Annotated in this window: 9 protein-coding genes; all 9 read left to right on the top strand. The window is 56.5% G+C overall.

What is annotated here, in order from left to right; translation table 11 throughout:
* The first annotated feature begins 3 nt into the window (after positions 1–3).
* Genes ACFSX3_RS27710 through ACFSX3_RS27670 form a run of 9 tightly spaced genes read left to right on the top strand, consistent with a single transcriptional unit; the run spans position 4 to position 22,821 of the window.
* On the top strand, positions 4–4,452 hold the full coding sequence (locus ACFSX3_RS27710; protein ID WP_209993040.1) for a type I polyketide synthase: 4,449 nt from the start codon (positions 4–6) through the stop codon (positions 4,450–4,452).
* Between the two features lie 26 nt (positions 4,453–4,478).
* On the top strand, positions 4,479–5,330 hold the full coding sequence (locus ACFSX3_RS27705) for a 3-hydroxyacyl-CoA dehydrogenase family protein (RefSeq protein WP_209993039.1): 852 nt from the start codon (positions 4,479–4,481) through the stop codon (positions 5,328–5,330).
* Positions 5,331–5,349: 19 nt separating this feature from the next.
* On the top strand, positions 5,350–5,607 hold the full coding sequence (locus ACFSX3_RS27700) for an acyl carrier protein (protein ID WP_209993038.1): 258 nt from the start codon (positions 5,350–5,352) through the stop codon (positions 5,605–5,607).
* A complete protein-coding gene (locus ACFSX3_RS27695) occupies positions 5,607–6,734 on the top strand; it encodes an acyl-CoA dehydrogenase family protein (protein ID WP_209993037.1) in 1,128 nt (375 codons plus the stop codon). The genes ACFSX3_RS27700 and ACFSX3_RS27695 overlap by 1 nt, the downstream gene beginning before the upstream one ends.
* Before the next feature lie 37 nt (positions 6,735–6,771).
* Positions 6,772–8,094: an ACP S-malonyltransferase gene (locus ACFSX3_RS27690; RefSeq protein ID WP_209993036.1), complete on the top strand. Its 1,323-nt coding sequence runs from the start codon at positions 6,772–6,774 to the stop codon at positions 8,092–8,094.
* On the top strand, positions 8,091–9,725 hold the full coding sequence (locus ACFSX3_RS27685; protein ID WP_209993035.1) for a non-ribosomal peptide synthetase: 1,635 nt from the start codon (positions 8,091–8,093) through the stop codon (positions 9,723–9,725). Before ACFSX3_RS27690 ends, ACFSX3_RS27685 begins: the two co-directional genes overlap by 4 nt.
* 12 nt (positions 9,726–9,737) lie before the next feature.
* Positions 9,738–13,085, top strand: a complete 3,348-nt coding sequence (locus ACFSX3_RS27680; protein ID WP_209993034.1) for a non-ribosomal peptide synthetase — start codon at positions 9,738–9,740, stop codon at positions 13,083–13,085.
* Between the two features lie 5 nt (positions 13,086–13,090).
* The gene (locus tag ACFSX3_RS27675) at positions 13,091–16,246 is read left to right on the top strand and encodes a type I polyketide synthase (protein ID WP_209993033.1); all 3,156 of its coding nucleotides are present in this window, start codon (positions 13,091–13,093) and stop codon (positions 16,244–16,246) included.
* Positions 16,246–22,821: a non-ribosomal peptide synthetase gene (locus ACFSX3_RS27670; protein ID WP_209993032.1), complete on the top strand. Its 6,576-nt coding sequence runs from the start codon at positions 16,246–16,248 to the stop codon at positions 22,819–22,821. Before ACFSX3_RS27675 ends, ACFSX3_RS27670 begins: the two co-directional genes overlap by 1 nt.
* The last annotated feature ends 2 nt before the right edge of the window (positions 22,822–22,823 follow it).

Here is a 22,823-nt window from a genome sequence, read left to right as displayed (position 1 = left end):
GTAATGAGTGAAGAGACCGCAGAGACCGGACTTGAGATTGCCATCATTGGCATGAGCGGTAAATTTCCGGGCGCGGATACGATCGAGGCGTATTGGAATCTGCTGATCCACGGCGTATCCGCGGTAACCCAATTCAGCTTCGAGGAGCTTCGGGAACAAGGGATTTCTCCAGAACGTTTGAACCATCCCGATTACGTCAGAGCGAAGCCTTACCTGGATAACGTATACGATTTCGATGCTTCTTTATTCGGATATGCCTCCTGGGAAGCCGAGAACATGGACCCCCAGATCCGTCTGTTCCACGAAATTGTCTATCATGCGCTAGAGAATTCGGGCTATCACCCCGACCGCTATGAAGGACAAATCGGCATGTATGCCGGGGCTCCGCTCGACCTGAAATGGACGGGTGATCATCTGTCCCGCCACGGAGACGGTGAAGATGTGCTGGAGTCGGGTATCGTGTCGAGCAAGGATTTCTTAAGCCAACTGATCTCCTACAAGCTCAATCTGACGGGACCCAGCTACACCCTGTACACCGCCTGTTCAACCTCACTTGCAGCAGTCCATCTGGCTTGCCAGGGTCTCCTGCTTGGAGACTGCAATCTGGCCGTTGCCGGAGGGGTGACGCTGGAGCAGCCAGGCAAGTCGGGTTATCTCTACCAGGAGGGCACTATTTATTCCAAAAGTGGCGTTTGCCGCCCTTTCGACAGCCGGGCCGATGGGACCATCTTCGGGGAGGGTGCGGGTGCAGTGGTACTCAAGCGCCTCTCGGAAGCTATAGAGGACGGCGACCATATCTATGCTGTGATTAAAGGCTCGTCAAGTAACAATGACGGGCGGCGAAAAGTAGGCTTTGCTGCCCCCAGCCTGGAGGGCCAGAAGGAGGTTATCCGCTCGGCCTGGAACCTCGCGGATATTGAACCGGATACCATCGGTTACATCGAAACCCACGGTACCGGCACCAACGTCGGTGACCCGATTGAATTTACCGCCTTACAGCAAGTGTTCGGTCAGGAGAGCCCGCACCGGCCCATCGGCTCGGTCAAGGGCAACATCGGACATCTGCACGCCGCTGCCGGAATTGCCGGCTTGATCAAGACCGCTCTATCGCTGGAACGGGAGATGATTCCGCCGACAGCCAATTATGCTGAACCCAACCCGCTGCTGGAGATGGAGAAGTCGGCATTCTACCTCAGCCGGGAACCCGTGGCGTGGCCTAGAGGGAAGCTACCGCGCCGCGCAGGCATCAGTTCGTTTGGCGTTGGCGGCACCAACGTCCATATGGTTCTTGAGGAGCCGCCTCTCCGGGCAAACAGTGAGCCGGCGGAGCTTCCGGCAGTTCTGCTGCTCTCGGCCAAAAGTCCTGCTGCCCTGGAGCGGATGCAAGGCGAATTGGCAGAACATTTGGAGAACCTCTCAAGCAGTGTACCGCTGGCCGATGTTGCGTTCACGCTGCAAATGGGACGGGGGCAATTCAAATACCGGCTCGCCTGTACTGCAGCGCAGACAGAAGAGGCTGTCCGCCTCCTAAGAAATTCTGAAGGTGCTGGACTGATTCGATCTTCTCAGGAGCGTCTTAACCGTCCGGTGGTATTCATGTTCACGGGCCAAGGTTCGCAGGTCATGGGGATGGGCGCGGAGCTGTACCGGCGCCATCTGTCCTATCGCCAGGAAGTGGACCGGCTGTCGGAGCTGCTGCGTCCGAAGATTGGCCTGGATATCCGCCGCTATATCGGTGTGGCGGACGCCGAAGCTCTGAGTCTTGCTGGCACTTTCTCCGATTCGGAGCTAGACCAGACCTGGCTCGCCCAGCCCGCATTATTCGTCTTGGAGTATGCGCTTGCCAGTGCCTGGATGAAGCTTGGCGTCCGCCCTTCCCACATGGTGGGACACAGCATCGGAGAATATGTTGCGGCAACACTCGCCGGGGTCTTCACCCTTGAGGATGCGCTCGATATTGTGGCAGCTCGCGGACGACTGATGCAGTCCGCTCCAGGTGGAATGATGTTAGCCGCAGCTATTCCTGCATCTGAAGCAGGCCGGTATGTCAGTGCAGTCGTATCGCTCGCAGCTATTAACCAGCCGGGGTTATGCGTATTCTCAGGCGACGAAGAAGAGCTGCGGCTGCGGCAGGAGGAGTGGAGCCAAGCGGGGATCTTCACGGCTAGGCTCAACACCTCTCACGCGTTCCACTCTTCACGGATGGATACCATTCTGGAGCCGTTCCGCGAAGTACTCCGCTCCAAGCACCTGAATACACCTGAGCTGCCGTTCTATTCCTGTCTGACCGGCGAACCTGTCACCGGCGAGATGGCAGTGAATCCCGAGTATTGGACTGCTCAGCTTCGCGGGACGGTGAACTTCTCGGCCATGGTCAGCGGCTGTCTGGCTGATGAGGACAATATCTTCCTTGAAATAGGCCCAGGCCAGACGTTATGCCGTCTGGTGAAAGCCCAGAGCGGAGGTGACCGGCTGGTGCTGTCCAGCCTGGGGGCTGCGGCAGCGGCCAGTGAAGCAGCCGTTTTCGTGCAGACCTTGTCCCAGCTCTGGCTAGCCGGGGTACCTGTCCAGTGGGACCAGCTTTATCCGCCGCAGTCCCGCCGGCGGCTGCCTCTGCCTATGTACAGCTTCGACCGGCAGACCTATCTGCCTCGGCCAGCGCTATCAGAACCGCCTCAGGCGGTAACGGCGGGGCCGGACATTTCCTTGCTCTATCTGCCTGCATGGAAGCAGGAGCCGCTCTCGGACCCGCCAAGCAATACAAGCCCGCATCCGCTAACCTGGCTCATTCTGCGTGGAGAAGGCCGGGCTGCCGAGCGATGTCAAGAACGGCTTGTTGAACAAGGGGACCGCTGTATCGGGGTGCTGGCTGCCGCGCAGTATCAACGACATGCACCGGATCGGTACGAGCTGAATCCGGTCCATGCCGGGGATTACCAGCGGCTCGCCGATGATCTGCGAAGGGACGGCATCGTCATCGACCGCATTCTCCATGCCTGGATGCTGGAAGAGCAGACGCCGCGCGGAATTCCGTCTGCTGTAGAGATGTCAGGAGCAGGAGCCGAGCGCGGATACCTGTCGCTCATTCATCTGGTCCCTGCCCTGGATAAAGAACTCTGCGGGTCCCAAGTCCAGTTAACGGTTGCGACTAGCCGGATCTTCACGATCTTTGGAGCAGGAGGCGGTGAGGCCGAACGGCGGGCCATCCTTGGGCCGCTCCTGGCCTTGCACCAGGAGCAGAACGGCTGGCAGGGCCGGCTGATTGACTTCCAGCCTGAGGAGTCCGAAAGACGTCTGACAGACAAGCTTTGGCTGGAGCTTATATCGCCTCCCGGTACTTCGGTAGTAGCCGCTTACCGGGGCGGGACGCGGCTGGTGCAGGCTTTTGAACCCTATACGGCTTCAATTCATAAGGGTGAGCCTGCTAGCTTCTCTGAAGCGGCGGCAGCAGCAGCCGGAGAGGTTTATCTGGTGGTCTCTCCCGCTGGCGGTGCGGAGTTGATCCGCAGCTTCTTGGCAGCTCGGCCTGGTGCAGAGATCATAGCATCTGAAGGTCTCGGATCAGATCAGCTTCGCCAGGCCATTACGGCAGCGGCGGGAATCTGCGGCCGGATTGACGGGGTGGTATACGAACCGGAGCTGCAAGCCTTGGAATGGCGGACACTCGCAGCATTATCTGCGGCGAAGAATCCCCAGGTTCCAGCGCCCCGTACCTTCCAGGAATTGAACAAGCTGCTCCAGAGCTGCGGTGCTGAGATCGGTTTTGGCTGGATATTATCTTCCTTATCCTCCGTAGTTGGCGGAATCGGCCTCACCGAACTGGCAGCGGCAGCAGGTGTGCTTGATGCGGCTGCGGAAGATGCGGGCAGCGGGAATATCCCCTGGCTGTCGCTAAGCCGTGATTTCACCCGCAGCAAGACAGTCCAGGGTCCGGGCATTACCCGGGAACAGGAATATGTCTTATATGAGCAGCTATGGCCGATCCGGGGACAGATCAGCCGGGCGGTCATCTCTGCCCAGCCTCCCCTAGCCCGGTTGAAGATCGCCTCAGAGGATCGGCCGCTTCCGGCGGAATCCCATCCTTCCGCCCATCCTTACGATGCTGCGGGCAGTCGTGAGCGCCCGGCTTATCTGGGGCCATATACACCTCCAGTGACAGAGCAGGAGGCGATCATCTGTGAGATTATCGCCGAACTGCTTGGCGTACATCCAGTGGGTGTGGATGATCATTTTTACGATTTGGGTGGACATTCGCTGCTGCTTACACGACTCCTGTCACGAATCAAGGATGTGTTTCGCGCCGAGCTGCCGCTTCGTACCGTGATGGAGAATCCAACGGTGGAAGGGATGATCCACAGCTTGGTGAGCGAGTGGGGGGATGCCGGAACCGTAGCAGACATTGCAGATGCCTACCGGGAGTATCAACGGCTGACCTATGGAGGTGTGCAGTGAGCAGAATTCAGGATGGAGGAAGAACGATGGAACAGAGGATTGGCGTTGTAGGCTCAGGTGTGATGGGCAGCGGTGTCGCCCAGGTCTTCGCTCAAGGGGGGTACGACACGGTAGTTGTCGATGTATCCGAAGAGCAGATGCGCAGAACCCGGGAGAAGATCCGGGAGAGCCTTCGTTTTCAGAAAATGATGACGGGTGTGGCCCCGCTAGAACGTGCCGAGACGGTGCTGGACCGCATCCACTTCACCCAGGAGATCGAAGCGCTCGCTGCGTGTTCGTTCGTGGTGGAGAATGTAACCGAGAGCTGGGAGATCAAGCAGGCGGTATACGAACAGCTTAACAAAGTCTGCGCGAAGGATTGCATTCTGGGGGTCAACACATCGGCGATTTCAATCACCCGGGTTGCTGCACTAGTGGAACGCCCCGAGCGGGTTGTCGGGATTCATTTCATGAATCCGGTGCCGCTCAAGCCTATGGTTGAGGTCATCAAAGGATATCATACCACCCCGGAGACACTGCATATAACGCAGGAAATGCTGGGAACCCTCGGCAAGCAAAGTGTAGTTGTTGAGGATTCGGTCGGGTTCGTGACAAACCGGGCGATGATGATTTTTGTCAATGAAGCCATCTTCATGGTACAGGAGCAGGTGGCTTCACCGGAGGACATTGATATTTTATTCAAACAGTGTTTCGGGCACAAGATGGGTCCCTTGCAGACAGCCGACCTTATTGGTCTGGATACCATTCTCAAGTCACTAGATGTGCTGTACGAAGGCTATAACGACAGTAAATACCGCCCTTGTCCCTTGCTCAAAAAAATGGTCGATGCCGGGCTTCATGGTATGAAATCCGGTCAGGGTTTCTATTCTTACAATTAATTTCAGGAGGCTGATCCCAATGAATCATGAAGAAATCAAAGCACAGGTGACCACATTTCTTACCCGCTCACTGCGTACCAAGGAGCTTAAGGAGGACGATAACATCCTGGAGCTGGGCCTTGTGCATTCCCTGTTCATGATCCAGTTGATTATGTTCATCGAGAAGACCTTTCATCTGGAGCTGGAAGAAGAGGATTTGGATATGGACAATATCAAGACGGTCCGCGATCTGGTAGTTCTGATCGAACGCCATCAACCTACGGGAGCTGAAATCTAATGAATACGCCACTAAAAGCGACCTCCGTCCCTACTGCCCTGGGCATCCGCCAGTTTGTAGACACGCATATCCTGCCGCAGGCCGCCCAGATGGATCAGGAGCAGGAGATTCCGCGCGCATTGTTCACTGAGATGGCAGCCGAAGGACTTACAGGCCTTGCGGTTCCAGTCAAATATGGGGGAACTGCCGTCGATTATGCCACACTTGGAGCCATTCATGAGGAGCTGGGGCGCGGATATGCTTCTGTGCAGAATGCCTGTACTGTGTTCGGCATGGTCTGCAAACCGCTGGCGCGGTTTGGGTCGGAAGCCCAGAAGCACAAATGGCTGCCCGCCATCGCGGCTGGCGAGGTCATCCCGGCGATTGCAATCACCGAACCGATGGTGGGCAGCGATATTGCCAAGCTGGAGACGGAGGCGGTGCAGGAAGATGGACAAATCATCCTGAATGGCCGCAAGAAGTACATCACGCTCGGGCAAATCGCTGATGTGTTCCTGGTGTTCGCCCGATTGAACGGGCGCGGGGTCGCTGTACTGGTGGAACGGGGAACTCCCGGTTTGCAGATCGATCCCATGCGGGGGCTGATGGGGCTGAGGGCCAATATGATCGCTGAGCTGACCTTCGAGCATTGCAGTGTGCCTGTGGAGAATTTGGTTGGCAAAATCGGCTTCGGGTTCACCCATGTGGCGAACTATGCGCTGGACGAAGGCCGTTACACCACCGCCTGCGGCAGCGTCGGGTTGGCACAAGCCTGCCTGGAGCAAAGCATCCAGTATGCCGGTGAGCGGTTCCAGTTCGGTGAACCTTTGCGCAAGCATCCGCTTGTGCAGAAGATGCTCAGCGAAATGATTACCGGGTCCAAAGCCGCCCGTGAGCTGTGTGCCGCCGCCGGGAGACTGCGGGAGCAAGGTGATCCTGCGGCCATCACAGAGACCTTGGTTGCCAAATACCATGCTTCCAAAACGGCTGTCCATGCAGCAGATCATGCCCTGCAAATACATGGGGCTTCAGGCTGTATGAGCGGCAATCCGGTAGAACGGTTCTACCGCGATGCCAAGATTATGGAGATTATTGAGGGAACTTCACAGATGCATGAGCTGCAAATCGCACGCAACTTCCGTTTGTGACACTGCGCCGCATCTTTGGCAGAAGGGTGAGGATCGGATGAACCATCAAGCAGACCTGGCTTTGTTATTCCCTGGATCAGGGTCCCAATATAAAGGAATGATGAGGAGTCTCTATGAATCCTCGCGCATGGTGCAGGACACCTTGCATGAGGCGGATGACATTCTCGGTTTTGAATTATCCCGGCTGATGATGGAGGGCAGCACGGTCAAGCTGAACCGGATCGGGCATATGCTGCCGGCCATCTGTGCGGCGAGTGTTGCCCACTACCGCCTATACCGGGAGCAAGGCGGACCGCTTCCAGCCTATATGGCGGGACACAGTCTGGGCGAATATTCCGCACTAATCTGCAGCGGTGTCTTGTCCTTCAGGGACGGGCTGACGCTGGTCCGCTTCCGTGCCCGACTGGCGGAAGCGGTTATGGAATCCACGGGCGGTGCCATGAGCATTATGAAATCGGTTAATCCAGCACAAGTCGCATTGTTGTGCCTGAGCCTGCAAGCCGAGGGACGGGCGGTCAGCATTGCCTGTCAGAACTCCCGCAGCCAGATCGCGGTTTCCGGTCAGGACGCTGCACTGGTCGAGCTGGAGCAGCGGGTAACAGAAGCGTCAGATGATGCACAGATCAGCCATTTGATCGGAAGCGCCCCTTATCATTGTGCTCTAATGCAGCCGAGCGCGGCGGAAATGACGGAGGAACTGCTCAAGTATACCTGGAGCCTACCGGCAGGTCAGCTTCTGTCCAATGTAACCGGACGGCCCTATACATCGATTCAGGAGATGCAAGGGCTGCTGGCGCAGCAGCTATATAAACCGGTGTTATGGCAGAACTCCATCCTGTATCTGCTGGAGAACGGGGTCCAGACTTTCATTGAAATGGGTCCGCAGAACATCCTCAAAACACTGATGCCCGAAATTTCTGCACAGACCCGTGTATATGCCCATGATGAGAAGGTAGACCGGATGACCATCCGAGATCACTTCGCCGCTGCTTCCGCCACTCCTGTGACAAGGCCCAAGGCTGAGACAAGCCCGCCCGCCGCAGATTTGCGGCTTAAAGCAATAAGCATGTGTCTGACACATGCCATGACCACCCGCAATAACAACCAGGCTGATGTTCCGGTTATGCCGTCCTTAGAGCTGTATGCGCAAGTCAAGCAGATGAAGCAAGAGCTTGATCAAGGGGGACTAACACTTGGGGAAGAGCAGGTTGCCCTGGCAATATCCATGCTGCAGGCTGTGTTTGAAGATAAGCGTACCCCGGACAGTGAACGGGAGCTTCGATGGCTGCAGATCAAGGAGAAGACGGGTGTAGAACGGCAAGCTGAGAGTACTCCCACCACAAGGAGGGGACCGGAATGAGTCTGCCTACTGTTGAGAACGAATTGCTGCTGCATACCCTGCGCGGCTTTAACGATACCGCTGCGCCTTATCCACAGGACACCACCATTATCCAGCAGTTTGAAGCACGCGTGGCAGAGCAGCCTCTCGCGCCTGCTGTATACGTGAAGGAGGCCATCTATACTTACGGGGAATTGAACCGTGCGGCGAACCGGCTGGCTCATGTGCTGCGGTCCGGCGGTGCCGGAAAAGGGTCCATAGTCGCCTTAATGCTTGAGCGTTCCTTTGACATGCTGGTTGCCATATACGGAGTACTCAAAGCCGGAGCCGCGTATTTACCGCTGGATCTGGAGAGTCCGCCTATGAGGCTGCAGACCATGCTGTCTGACAGCGCCCCGGGCTGGGTCATTACGGAGGGCGGCGTTTCCCGTCCGTCTGTGCTGCCTGCAACAGCAGAATGGGTCCCGCTGGATAGTCTGGCAGACCGTGATCTGCCCGAGACGAATCTGCCGGATGGACCAGAGCCAGGTGACCTGGCTTATGTAATTTATACTTCCGGTTCCACCGGTAACCCCAAGGGTGTGCTTGTAGAACATGATGCCTTGACCAACCGGATCGAATGGATGCAAAAAACCTTCCCCATTACCCGCAAGGATATCCTGTTACAAAAAACAGTATATACCTTTGATGTCTCGGTCTGGGAATTAGTCTGGTGGTCAACCGCAGGCGCTGCGGTCTGTCTTCTGCAGCCGCGCAAGGAAAATGATCCGCGCGTGTTCGTCAGACTGATCGAGAAAACAGGGATTACTGTCATTCATTTTGTTCCCTCCGTCTTGCGTTTGTTCCTTGAATATATCAGCAGCGGTTTTGCACTGGAACGCTTGCGCAGCCTGCGGTATGTCTTTTGCAGCGGAGAAGCGTTGACCGTCCCGCTGGTCAGGCAGTTCTATCATAGCTTCCCGCCCGGACAAGGCGTGAAGCTGATCAATCTCTATGGTCCTACAGAAGCGGCGATTGATGTCACCTATCATGTCTGCGAGCGGGAGACTCAGGACCGGCCCGTTCCCATCGGACGCCCGATTGACAACATCCGCTTGTATGTTCTGAGGAATGATTCGACGCTTGCGTCCATTGGAGAGACAGGACAGCTGTATATCTCAGGAGCGGGGCTGGCACGCGGATATCTGAACCAGCCACAGCTAACGCTGGAGAGATTCGTGCCCAATCCCTATGAACCCGGACAGCGCATGTACCGTACAGGCGATCTCGCCTCTTGGACATTGGAAGGGGAGGTCATGTACGCCGGACGGGAGGACGATCAGATCAAGCTGCGCGGACTCCGTATTGAGCTGGGCGAAGTGGAGAGCTGTCTGCTCCGTGCAGCCCATGTACAAGCCGCCGTTGCCGGGGTACGTATAGGCGATGACGGGGAACAATTCCTAACCGCCTTTGTGGTTGCGGCTGCGGGCGCGGAGCCCCTGCCGGAGCAGGACAAGCTGCGGGCGCTGCGCGCCGAGCTTGCTATGTATTTGCCTGCATATGCGATTCCGACAGAGATCCTCTGGGTGGATGAGATTCCACTGAAACCAAACGGTAAGGCAGACCGGAGCCTCCTGCTTGCCAGTCACGGAGGTAAGGCCGCACGAAGCTAAGGGGGCGGAATAATGATGATGAACAATGAGCTGTATGACCGATTATTGCATAACAAAGGCATTTCAGTTCCGGGCCATAGGCATACCGCGATTCCCCGTACAGGAGAATCTGATTCCTTCGGTTTGTCCCCCGTACAGCGCGGAATCTGGTTCCTTCAGCAGTTACACCCGGGCAGCGCAGCCTTCAATAACAGCGCAGTGCTGAAGATCGAAGGGAACCTCGACTTAGACTGCATGCGGGCAGCACTGCGCTCCCTGCTGGAGCGCCACGAACTGCTGAACGTAAATTACAGACAACACCAGGGCGAACCGTACGCCTGCCCTCGCGCAGGAGCTTTAGCTTTTGAAGTCGTGGGAGTAGAGGGCATGGAGGGCGGTGGCGCAGCCATTTCTTCTGGAGGGCTGCATGCCGAAATCAGACGCATTGCAGGCAGTCCGATAGACCTGGAGCATGATCCGCTAATTTCTTTTACACTGCTGCAGAGGAGTGAACAGGAGCATATCTGGATCATCCACATGCACCATATTATTGCGGATGGCTGGTCCAAGGGAGTCCTCCTTCGTGATTTCACACAGCTGTATGAAGCGGAGCTACACCGGAGAGCTCCAGACCTGCAGCCGCTGGCGATCCAGTACCAGGACTATGTAAGGTGGCTTGAGAGCCGGAGCGAAGCGACGGCGTATGCACGGGATCTTACATTCTGGTTGGATAAGCTGGAAGGCGCGCCTCCTATGCTGGACATACCCGCCGATTTCAAACGGCCAAGCACCATGTCGGGTTTGGGCGGGATGGAGCCGTTTCGGGTAGAGACTGAAGTATTCGAGCGCATTAGCAGCTTTTGCCGGAAGGAACGCTTATCCGTGTTTCACTTCCTGCTGACCGTCTTCAAGACGCTGCTCTTCCGGTACTGTGCAGAAGAGGATTTACTTGTCGGTACGCCGGTAGCCGGACGGACAAGAACCGAGCTGGAGCCGCTGATCGGGATGTTCGTGAATACCGTGGTAGTCCGTACGCAGCCGCAGGACGGCCTGTCTTTTATAGACTATGCAAGGAGTGTTCAGCAAGAGGCTTTGCTGGCTTTTGACCATCAGGACCTGCCGTTCGATCTGCTTGTCGAGAGACTGAACCCGGACCGCGAGCGAAGCGTACAGCCTGTCTTTCAGACCATGTTCCAGCTTGATAATCTGGAGCTGCCTGTTATGGAAGCGCAAGGCCTCCGCATGTCAGCCGTCCCGCTGGACATCGGAATTGCCCAGAATGATCTGTCCGTATCCTGCTGGGAGGAGGACGGAGGACTACGGGGGACTTTTGAATTCAGCTCCGATCTCTTCACAAGAGCAACAGTGAGACGAATGATCGGGCATTTTATCCGGCTGACGATGGCCGCTCTGAACGATCCGCAGGAGACGCTTGGACGGCTCAATCTGCTGGAGGCCTCAGAAGAGAAGCTGATTGTACGGACATGGAACGAAACGGAGCAGCCCATACCGGAACATGGATTTGTAAGCTGGATTGAGCGCAGAGCTGGCCTAACTCCAGAGAAATGCGCGGTGCTTGAGGGAGAACATGCCCTTAGTTACCATACCCTGAATCAGTGGGCGAACCATCTTGCGGCACAACTTATGGACAAACACTTCTACGCGGAGATGCCGGTGATCGTCTGCCTTCCCTCCTCGGGACGTTTTGTGGCCGCTGCACTTGCCATATCCAAAGCAGGAGGAGCCGTGGTACCCGTTGATCCTGCGATGCCCAAGGAACGTATCCGGCAGATGGTAGAGGAGCTTGGCGACGTGTATGCACTGAGTGATGCCGTCCATTCCTTGCTGCTGCCGCTCCCGCCAGAGCGTGTAATCCTACTGGACGAACAGCTCCCGGTGTTCGATGAGCAGAATGAGCGGGGACCGGAGCATCGATTACCGCCGCAGGCGCTAGCTTTTATCATCTTCACTTCCGGTTCGACAGGGGTTCCGAAAGGAGTGCTTCTGGAGCGGCGCAGCATCGATAACCTGGTCCACTCCTTTCTATCATCGTATCAGGTGACGGACGCGGATTGTCTGCTGCCCATTACATCGGTTGCTTCAGCCAGCTTCATCGGAGAGTCGCTGCCGATTCTGGCTGCCGGAGGGACATTCGTCCTGCCGGATACCGAAACAGTGCTGCACCCGGGCAAGCTGAGGGCCTACATGGAGCAACATCACATCACGATCCTCAGCACCGTACCCTCTATGGTTCGGCGCTTGAATAGCAACGGCGGAACCTCTTCCCGGCTTCGCCTCATTCTGAGTGGGGGAGAGACTCTGCTGCCCACGCATGTGGACAAGCTGCGCGGAATGGATATTGCCAACGGTTATGGACTATCAGAATCCGGCGTGTGCAGTACGTATAAGTTACTGAAGCCTGGCCAGGATGGGGGGCAAGCCGTGTCCGCCTCACTAGGCCGGCCGGTAGCCAATCAGCAGGTCTATGTGCTGGACGCTCATTTACGGCCGGTTCCGATTGGGGTCAAGGGACAAATCTGTATCTCTGGACACGGATTGGCCCGCGGATATTTGAATCGTAGTGACTTGAGCGAAGCGGCATTTGTTCCCCATCCGTTCCGCCAAGGCGAGCGTCTGCTGCTGACAGGGGATACCGGATATTGGCTCCCCGGCGGCGAGCTTGCCTTTATCGGCCGCAGCGACCGGCAGGTCCAGATCCGCGGGTACCGGATTGAACTAAGTGAAGTAGAGCGGCATTTGTGCACATACCCGGAAGTCGAAGAGGCAGCCGTGCATCCTCAGTCCGATTTTGAAGGGAACCTGCGGCTGATCGCATACTATACGGTCCGCAGCCAAGCGAGCATTATCGGCCAGCAATTGGCGCATTGGCTGGAATCGCGGATACCTTCGTACATGAAGCCAGCGGCTTATATTCAGCTTGAGCGTATTCCTTACAATGCCAATGGCAAGCTGGAGGTTTCTTCCCTTCCGCAGCCTGGCGATAGCCTTGCCCGTAGCGGGGCCGCCTATGAACAGCCCCAGACCAGCGCAGAGATAACGATTGCAAAGGTCTGGGAGGAGATTCTACAGCTCCGGCACTTTGGCGTGGAAGACAACTTTTTTGATCTGGGCGGACATTCGCTCCTGCTCGCCAAAGTGCATGACCGGCTCAGCCGGGAATTTCCTGTTCCGCTGACGCTGGTGGATTTGTTCAAATACCCTACGGTCCGTTCACTTGCCGGATATCTCAGCGAAGGCTCGCGCAATACTCTGGGGACAGACATTTACGAGACGGCCGCGAAGCAAAAAAATGCATTTCTCCGTTACCGGAAAACAGCTTCTTCCGTAGCGGTTCGCAGCACCATAGAGAAGGAGGAATAGATGCTATGAGTCATCCTGAGTATCCTTATAACGGAAATGAAATTGCGGTCATCGGCATGGCAGGGAGATTCCCGCAGTCCGAGAACCTGGAGGCCTTCTGGCAGAATCTGACCGGGGGAAAAGAGTGTATTTCCCATTACTCCAGCCGGGAGCTGGAGGAGGCAGGCATTGATCCGGGAATTCTGAGTCAGCCGAATTATGTCCGGGCCAAAGGGGAGATCGGCCAGCTTGATGCGTTCGATGCCGCTTTTTTCGGGATCAATCCCAAGGATGCGGAGCTTATGGACCCCCAACACCGGATGATGCTCGAATGTGCTTGGGAAGCGCTGGAGCATGCTGGCTACCAATCCGCGGATTGTGGAAGCTCCATGGGTGTTTTTGTAGGAAAAAGCATGAGCTCCTATCTGTTCCTGAACCTCTTTCCTCATATTCAAAAAATGCTGGCCACCGGCAATTTGCAGGCTGCCATCGGCAATGACAAGGACAGTATGGCTACAACGATCTCCTATCGCCTGAACCTCAAAGGCCCGTCTATGGCGGTGCAGTCCTCGTCATCCACCTCTCTGGTCTCCGTCTGCATGGCAGCCCAGAGCCTGTTGACCTATCAATGTGACACGGCACTGGCTGGCGGCATCACGGTTGGCCCGCCTGAACGTGCCGGCTACCTGTTTGAGCCTGGAGGAATTATGTCCGCGGACGGGCACTGCCGCGCTTTTGACGAGAATAGCAGCGGATTTGTTCCCGGCAACGGTTACGGTCTTGTCGTGCTGAAACGGCTGGATGAAGCGATCCGCGACAAGGACCATATCTGGTCTGTCATCAAGGGATTTGCCGTCAACAATGACGGAGCGGATAAAATCAGCTATACCGCGCCAAGCGTAGGCGCCCAATCCGAAGTCATCGCTTCGGCCCAGGCGCTGGCAGAGGTTCACCCGGAGACGATCGGTTACGTTGAAGCGCATGGAACCGGCACCCGGATGGGCGATCCCATTGAAATAGAGGCGTTGACCCAAGCGTTCCGCCTTGGTACGAATCAGCGCGGGTATTGCCCGATCGGTTCGGTCAAGACGAACATAGGGCATCTCGATTCTGCCGCCGGCATTGCCGGATTCATCAAAGCGACGCTTATGCTGCACCACAAGCAAATTCCGCCGACGCTCAATTATGAGCGCCCTAATCCGGCGATTGACTTTGAAGGCAGTCCTTTTTACGTAAACACAGGGCTTATAGATTGGAAGGAACAAGCCTACCCGCGCCGCGCCGGAGTGAACTCGCTCGGTATGGGCGGCACCAATGCCCACGTGGTCCTTGAAGAGGGTCCGCGTATGGACAGTGCACCAGCTGCGCCCAGGTGGCACATCCTTCCAATTTCGGCGAAATCCGAGACCTCCCGTGTGGGTAATCTGTCCCGTCTGCAGCACTATTTAAGCGAAGAGACGCAGACGAAACTAGCGGATGTGGCATATACACTGTCGGTTGGACGGCAGGCGTTCGGGATCAGGGCGGCTGTGGTCTGCTCCACGCAGGAAGAAGCTGTCCTGGCCATGGAAGCATCGGACCCGCAAGGGCTATACCAAGGAGAAAGTCCTTCCAGGAACCGTCCTCTAGTGTTTATGTTCACTGGGCAAGGCTCGCAATATAGCGGCATGGCGGCAGGCCTATACGCTGCTGAGCCGGTATTTCGTGAGTATTACGACCGCTGCGCAGTGCAGATCCATAGCCTGACGGGGATGGATATTAAGCCATTAATGCAATCCGTGAAGAATCTTCCACAAGCACTGGACGTGAACGAGACCGCGCTTACCCAGCCGCTGTTGTTTGCTGTTGAGTACGCTATGGCCCAGCTCCTGATCAGCCGGGGACTTCGTCCACAGGCCATGATCGGTCATAGTCTGGGAGAGTACGCTGCAGCCGCAATCGCAGGTGTGTTCCAGCTCGAAGATGCCGTTTTGCTGGTCTGCCGCAGGGCAGAGTGGATGTCCCGGACCGAAAGCGGAGCGATGCTGGCAGTTGGGCTCAGCCGTGAAGCAGTAAACGGATATCTGCAAGAGAGAATTACGCTGGCAGCGGTCAACAGCCCCGGTCTATGCGTGTTGTCGGGAGAAGAGGCCGCCATTGCCAAACTGGAACAGCGGCTGACAGAAGAAGGTATTTTCAATAAAAAACTATCCACCTCTCACGCCTTCCATTCGCCGCTGATGCAGCCGATGGCCGCCGCTTACCATGAGCTGTTGATGCAGGTGGAATTAAAGGAACCCTCTGTTCCAATCATGTCCTGTCTTACCGGGAGCTGGCTGAAGGCTGAGGAGGCTATCGACCCCGGGTACTGGACCCGGCATATCCTTGAGCCGGTTGTCTTTATGGATGGACTTGGGGCTTTGCTGCGCGAAGGAAACCGGTTGTTTGTCGAAGTTGGACCCGGCTCCACATTATGTGGGCTCGGGCGGCAGAACCCGGCAGCCACGGAAGACAGTCTGTGGGTGCCCGCCTTGCGCTCTGTCCACGGACAAGATGAGGACACGCGGGTGCTGGCACAGGCTATAGCCAACCTATGGGTATGCGGTGCAGAGGTGAATTGGGGGCTTTATTTCGGAAATGAGACGCGCCGGCGGGTTCCGCTGCCAACGTATGCGTTCTCCCGGCAGAGCTACTGGGTATATCCCGAAGCTGCCCCGTCCGGCTCAAATGCCTCGGTTACGGTTACGTCAGGGACACAAGCATCCGGGATATCCGTACCGTTCAGTTCCATTCCCGAGCAACGTCAAACCGGATCACGCCATGCCCGCCCCAAGGTAACGGCAGCGTACCGTGCAGCGGAGGGGAGCATCGAGCAGCAGCTCGTGGAGATTTTGGAGCGGGAGCTTCATATTCATCCGGTGGGTGCGGATGATAACTTTTTCGAGCTGGGAGGTCATTCGCTGCTGGCTACCCAGGTACTGGACCGGATTCGGCAAGCTTTGGGCGTACAGCTGTCCATCGAGAGCATATTCCTTCGTCCGACCGTTAGTGGAATGGCCCAATTGCTGGAGAATACGTCCGGGGAGACCCGCAAGGAGCAATCCATTGCCGGTTTGTTCCAGGAAGTGGCTGCCATGAGCAGTCGCGAAATCGCCAGCAGTCTTGCAGAGGACAAACTCAAACTGGGCGGAGGGAAGGGGTAATGGCCGAACAAGTAACCTTCTCCTCATTGTCGCCTGAGCACAAACAATGGTTCCGGCGGCAAATGCGGGAACGGGGTATTCCCGTGCTGCAGATTCCTTTGGACAAACAACCACGCGACGGCAATGGATTACCGTTGTCCTACAGCCAGGAGCGTTTATGGCTGATGGAACAGCTCGGCGGCACCGCCTCCAGTTATCATCTGCATCAGGCCATCCGAATTACCGGTGCGGTGAAGAAGGATCATTTGGAAGCCAGCCTGCGCTTGCTGGCGGCTTCGCACGAGAGCTTCCGGACCTCATTCACCGCTTCAGAAGGGAAGCCGCAGCAGCACATCGCCGCCGACAGCGCCATTCCGCTGCTGCAGGACAAGGTTACAGGGGCAACGGAAGCGGAGCGGCTGCACCAGGTCGAACAAGCGGCCCAGCCGCTGCTTACGCAGCCGTTTGATCTCGGCAGGCCGCCCTTGCTGCGCGCCGGATTATACGAGCTGGCAGAAGACGACCATATGCTGGTGTTCGTCATTCATCATATTGTTGCCGATGGCTGGTCGCTTAGATTGCTTACAGAAGAATGGGTGCAGCTCTATAACGTATTATGCAAAGGCCTGAACCCACCGCATAATCATCGTGCATACGACTATGCCGATTATGCCTGCTGGCAGAGAGAATGGATGCAGGCAGAGATGCTGACAGAAGGTCTGCATTACTGGAAAGAGCAGCTGGAGGGCGCAGATCCTTTCTATACAATTCCTTCATCCTGCCCGCGCCCGCGCTTGCTGACCTCGGGCGGAGATAGCTGCATGCTGCGGATCGAAGCGGAGGAGCTTGAAGCGCTCAGAGTTCTCGCAAGATCGGCTGGCGCCTCGCTCTTCATGACTGTGCTGGCTGCCTTTAACGTGCTGCTGTACCGATATACCGGCAGGGGTGACGTTGTGGTCGGCACTCCGACAGCGGGAAGATGCCGTGAAGAAACCGAAGAGATGCTGGGCTGCTTCGTGAACAATGTGGTGTTAAGAACGGATATCCGCGAAGCAGGCAGCTTCACAGAGGTTCTGAAACTGACCATGCAGACCGTGCTTGGAGCCCTGAAAGCTCAGGACATCCCGTTCGAGCATGTACTGGATGCATTGAATCCGCCCCGGGACATGGCTTATTCGCCTTTATTCCAGCTCTTTTTTATCTTCCAGCAAGGCGGCAAGGCATTAGATCAACTGGACGGTGCTGTCTGCACGCCGCAGAAGTGGACTCAGCCGTCTGCCAAATTCGATATCACACTGGAAGTTATCGAGCATCCCCACCATTTGGATGTCATGCTGGAATACAACACTGATCTCTATGACAAAAGAATAGCCGAAGGACTGCTCGCCAACTATGTCTGGATGCTTGGTCATTTGCCGGCGAAAGCGCAGCAGACGCTCCCGCAGCTTCCTTTGATTTCCCCGGTTGAAGCTGCGGAGCTGCATAAGGCAGGCACCGGCCCGGGGGTTGTTTATCCGGAGCAAGCGACACTGTATTCACTGGTAGAGCGGCAAGCCGCTGCCAGTCCGTCCGCCATTGCTATGGTATGCGGCCCCCGTTCCTATACTTATGCCGAATTGTATGGCGCAGCAGAGCGGTTAGCAGCCTATTTGCAGCACTCCATCGGTGCAGGGCCGGGCCACCGCATTGGGATCTGTGCCCGTTCTTCGTTCGAGCTGGCAGCTGGCATCCTGGGCATTCTGATCAGCGGCAGTGCTTATATTCCGCTCGACCCGGCTTTTCCAGAGCAGCGGCTGCAATACATTGCGGGCCACGCCGGGCTGGACTGCATTCTGGTAGATCATCCTGCGGAAGCCGTGCGGTTCGGCAACCATCGTTGCTGTGACATCAGCCCAGGCAGCCCGTGTTGGCAGACTAATCATGCTCTGCCTGACTCCAAGGCAACTGAACGACCGCAGCTCGCTTATATGATTTATACCTCCGGGAGTACAGGCCAGCCCAAAGGGGTAGCCGTGACTCACCGGAATGCAGTCCATTTCCTATATGCCATGCAGGACCTGCTGCAGCTGAATTCAGAGGATTCTTTGTTGTCTGTCACGACATGCTCATTTGATATTTTCTTGCTTGAGCTGTTCTTGCCATTATCCGCAGGGGCCACGGTGATCTTTCCACAGGAGGGAAGCAGCAGCGATCCGGGACAGCTTATGGAGAATATGAATCGTTATAAGCCGACCATTATGCAGGCAACACCGGTATTGTGGCGGCTGCTGCTGGCGGAGGGCTGGCAGGGTTCACCGCATATGACCGTACTCTGCGGTGGTGAGGAACTGAAGCCGGAGCTTGCTGCACAATTGTTGCACCGGGGTAAAGCGGTATGGAATCTGTATGGTCCCACCGAAACGGCGGTATGGTCTCTGGCCCACAAGCTTACGCCGGACGACCTCCTGCACAAAGTCCCGATTGGCAGACCGATCGGACGTACAACCTGCCGGGTCCTGGATGAAGCGCTGGCACTTGTGCCGTTCGGAGCCGAGGGCACACTGTACATCGGAGGTGACGGCGTAACGGACGGCTATCACCGTCAGCCGGAGCTGACCGCGCAGAAGTTCATCACGAACCCGCTGGATAAGGCGGGAGGGCGGTTATTTAACACAGGGGACCGGGTCCGGCTGCTGCCTGGAGGAGCAATGGTCTATCTCGGCCGTAATGACCAGCAGCTCAAGCTGCGGGGCTTCCGCATCGAGCCTTCTGAGATTGAACAGCAGTTGAACCTTCAGCCGGAGATTGCGGCAAGCGCCGTGGTCGCTTGCGACGACGGACAGGGAGAACCCCTGCTGGCAGCGTATTGGGTGCCGTCCGCTTCAGCCGCCGGCAACGAAGCCATTGCTGATGAAGCAGACTGGAAGGAGATTCTGCGTAAGGTGCTTCCCAGTTATATGATCCCGGCACGTTTTGTTAAGCTTGCTGAGCTGCCTTTAACACCGAACCGCAAGGTAGACCGGCAATTCCTTTCGCGCCTGCCACTGGATAAGACGATGTTAACCCGCAGCTACACAGCGCCGCGAAGCACAACTGAGATCCGGCTCGCCGAGATATGGGGTGAGGTGCTGAACCGGACCGGCATCGGAATACATGATCATTTTTTTGATTTGGGTGGTAATTCACTGTTGGCTGTCAAGCTGCTGACTGAAATCCGCTCCAGGATGCAGGTGGAGCTGACGCTCCGGGAGCTGCTTATCGCCTCCACCGTTGCCAACATGGCAACAGAACTGGATGACGCTGCGGCATCACCTTTGTCAGAGACGGGAAGCTCAGCCAGAGTGGGCTTACCCGAATTTATAGTATCTCCGGAAGAAGCCTTTGAGCCTTTTCCTTTGACCGAGGTGCAGATGGCCTACTGGAGCGGAAGACGGACAGACAGCGCCGCTACTCATGTCTATCAGGAGATGGAGTTTGCAGGGCTTGATATTGAACGTTTCGAACAGTGCTTCCAGACACTTATTAAGCGGCATCCTATGCTGCGGGCAAGGGTTATGCCGGATGGCATGCAGCAGATTCTGGAAGAGGTTCCGCCTTATCCGGTGAGAATGACAGACGTAAGCGGATGCTCCGAATCGGAGCGCGTCTCACGGCTGGACGACATTCGTCAAGTGATGTCACAGACGATTCATACCGGCAGTTGGCCCATGTTCACTATTGAAGCAACCCGGCTGCCCGAAGGACTGACCCGGCTGCATATCAGCTTTGACCTTATGATCGCGGATGCGCTGAGTTTTCGGATTATCCTGGATGAACTGGCTGCGCTGTATGCCGGAACAGACCCATTGCCGCCCCTGGAAGCAACTTTCCGTGATTATGTGCTGTCCTTGCAGTCCGTAACCTCCGCAGACCGTTATAGAATAGCGCAGAGCTATTGGCAAGAGCGGCTCCCCCGCCTCCCGGCCGGTCCGCAGTTGCCTGTTGCGGCTTCTCAAGGCCTCAAGCGGCAGGCATTCAAGCGCTGGAAGGCCGTTCTGCCGGCCAGTCTCTGGTCGGGGCTGTCAGCGGCGGCACGCAGACGGGGGTTAACTTCCTCCGCCTTGCTGCTCGCCTGTTATGCGGAAGTACTTGCGCTGTATGCCAAGCAGCCGCATTTCTTGCTGAACTTAACGCTGTTTAACCGTCTTCCGCTGCATCCGCAGCTGGAGCAACTGGTTGGCGATTTCACCACCATCAGTCTGCTGGAGGTCGATTACCGTGACCCTCTTCCTTTTGGCAGCAGGGCTGAACAGCTCCAGGAGCGTCTGTGGACCGATCTCGATCACCGCCTTTACAGTGGCATCCGTGTGACAGAACAGCTTATGGCCCACAGCATTCTGAGTGAGCCGGTTCCGGTGGTGTTCACAAGCCTGCTGGACTTGTCTGACAAGGAGCAGACGACTGCCGGGTTCGATCAGATCTTCCAGCGGAGGAATGAACCGGATACAGAAGCACGCAGTCTGTCCGAGACACCTCAGGTATGGCTGGATCACCAGGTAGCTGAGCGGGACGGCGAGCTTCACTACAATTGGGACGCGGCCCTGAGCAAGTTCCCGCCGGGAGTGCTGGATGAGATGTTTGACATCTATGGCAGCTTGCTGCGCCGTTTGGCAGAAGAAGAAGGGGCTTGGGAGCTGCCCCTGCCGCTGGCCGATTCGGGGTCAGCCGGATTCGCACACCGTCTTAGACTGGCGGATATTGATACACGGCACCGACACCTACAGGAGACGCAGGACATTGCCCTGCATCATGGCTTTCAGCGGATGGCCCGCACTCAGCCCAATGCTCCGGCCCTGATCGCGGGCGGATCTACTTTCTCTTACGGAGAGTTGAACCGCAGAGCCAATGCTATAGCGCATCAGCTGGTGGCGTATGGCATACAGCCGGAGACATTGGTTGCCGTAGTGATGGAAAAAGGCTGGGAGCAGGTGGCCGCGGTCCTAGGGATCTTAAAGGCAGGAGCTGCCTACCTGCCGGTAGATGCAGGTCTGCCCGCCTTCCGCATTGGGGAGCTGCTGGAGCTCGGACAGGTTCAAGTGGTACTGGTCCAGTCCTCTGTCCCTGTATGGGATTGGGCGGCTACCTCTATTCACACCATAGAGGTGAACGGAAATACTGGAAACGAAGAGACACTAGAATATGGAGGCAATGCGGACGGAATAGGCGAGCAACTGGCCTACGTTATATTCACTTCCGGCAGTACAGGAACGCCCAAAGGGGTGATGATCAGTCATATAGCCGCAGTTAATACGTTGTCTGACATTAACCGCAGCTATAGGCTGAACCCGCAGGATGTCGTGCTGGGCCTTTCTTCGCTAAGCTTCGATCTGTCCGTATTCGACATCTTCGGCTGCCTGGCGGCAGGAGGCACACTGGTGCTGCCGGACCCGCAGCGGCTGCGTGATCCGGCACACTGGCTGGAGCTGACGCAGAAGCACCGGGTTACGGTCTGGAACAGCGTTCCCGCCTTCATGAATATGCTATTGATGTATGCCGCATCTGAAGTACGGCTGGATTCTCTCAGACTGTGCCTGCTAAGCGGAGACTGGATTCCTTCTACTCTTCCGGGAGCTATTCAACGCCTGAGTGCTCAGGCTGAGGTCATTGCGCTTGGCGGGGCAACCGAAGCTGCGGTCTGGTCGATTCAATTCCCGGTTCACACTGTCGATCCGGCTTGGACCAACATTCCCTATGGTCTATCCATGTCCGGCCAGCGAGTATATGTGCTGAATGCACGGATGGAAGAATGTCCAGTATCGGTGCCGGGAGAGTTATATATTGGCGGTCTGGGCGTTGCCAGCGGCTACTGGCGGGATGAGCTCCGCTCTGCAGAACGTTTTATCCTGTCGCCTATCACCGGAGAACGCCTCTACCGGACGGGGGATTGGGGCCGCTATGGCTCAGACGGAGTCATTGAATTCCTTGGACGCGACGACCTCCAGGTCAAAATCAGCGGCTACCGTATTGAATTAAGCGAAATCGAAAGTACCCTGAAAGCCTGTCCCGGCGTTCAAGAGGCTGTTGTGCTTGCTGAAGGTGAGGAGGACGCGAGACGTCTGCGCGCTTTTGTAATTCTCGGTTCGGAAAGCCTGTCCTTGCCGGACTTGGCAACACTGCGTTCCCATCTGCGTTCCCGGCTTCCGGGCTACATGGTTCCTTACAGCATCAGCATTCTCGAACAATTCCCTTTGACTCCCAACGGCAAAACGGACCGCAAAGCACTGCTGGCCATTCTGCCTGAGACGATTGAACTTGCAGCGGTACCGGCACAATCCTCATTGGAAGAAGGAATTATCTCCATATGGAAGGAGCTCCTGAACCGTCCGCATATCAGCAGGGATGAGCATTTTTTCGACCTTGGCGGCAATTCGCTCAAGCTGGTTCAGATGCAATTGAAGCTGCAGAGTATGCTTAACCGCGAGATTCCTATTATCGAGCTGTTCAGGCATAGCTCTGTCGCAGCGATGGTTGAATTTTTCGGAAGTGCTTCAGTGGACAAGTCCCTGGCAGGGATGGAGCAAAAAGCGGTGGACCGCGCAGACAGACGGTTTCAAGCCCGGCAGACACGCCGCAGATGATT

The organism is Paenibacillus rhizoplanae (assembly GCF_042684125.1).
Lineage (GTDB): Bacteria > Bacillota > Bacilli > Paenibacillales > Paenibacillaceae > Paenibacillus_AQ > Paenibacillus_AQ rhizoplanae.
This window is presented reverse-complemented; position numbering and strand designations above follow the sequence as displayed.

What these genes read in the sequence shown, in the direction of transcription:
- ACFSX3_RS27710 (WP_209993040.1), top strand. Translation starts at nt 4, where the DNA reads ATGAGTGAAGAGACCGCAGAGACCGGACTTGAGATTGCCATCATTGGC.
- ACFSX3_RS27705 (WP_209993039.1), top strand. Translation starts at nt 4,479, where the DNA reads ATGGAACAGAGGATTGGCGTTGTAGGCTCAGGTGTGATGGGCAGCGGT.
- ACFSX3_RS27700 (WP_209993038.1), top strand. Translation starts at nt 5,350, where the DNA reads ATGAATCATGAAGAAATCAAAGCACAGGTGACCACATTTCTTACCCGC.
- ACFSX3_RS27695 (WP_209993037.1), top strand. Translation starts at nt 5,607, where the DNA reads ATGAATACGCCACTAAAAGCGACCTCCGTCCCTACTGCCCTGGGCATC.
- ACFSX3_RS27690 (WP_209993036.1), top strand. Translation starts at nt 6,772, where the DNA reads ATGAACCATCAAGCAGACCTGGCTTTGTTATTCCCTGGATCAGGGTCC.
- ACFSX3_RS27685 (WP_209993035.1), top strand. Translation starts at nt 8,091, where the DNA reads ATGAGTCTGCCTACTGTTGAGAACGAATTGCTGCTGCATACCCTGCGC.
- ACFSX3_RS27680 (WP_209993034.1), top strand. Translation starts at nt 9,738, where the DNA reads ATGATGATGAACAATGAGCTGTATGACCGATTATTGCATAACAAAGGC.
- ACFSX3_RS27675 (WP_209993033.1), top strand. Translation starts at nt 13,091, where the DNA reads ATGAGTCATCCTGAGTATCCTTATAACGGAAATGAAATTGCGGTCATC.
- ACFSX3_RS27670 (WP_209993032.1), top strand. Translation starts at nt 16,246, where the DNA reads ATGGCCGAACAAGTAACCTTCTCCTCATTGTCGCCTGAGCACAAACAA.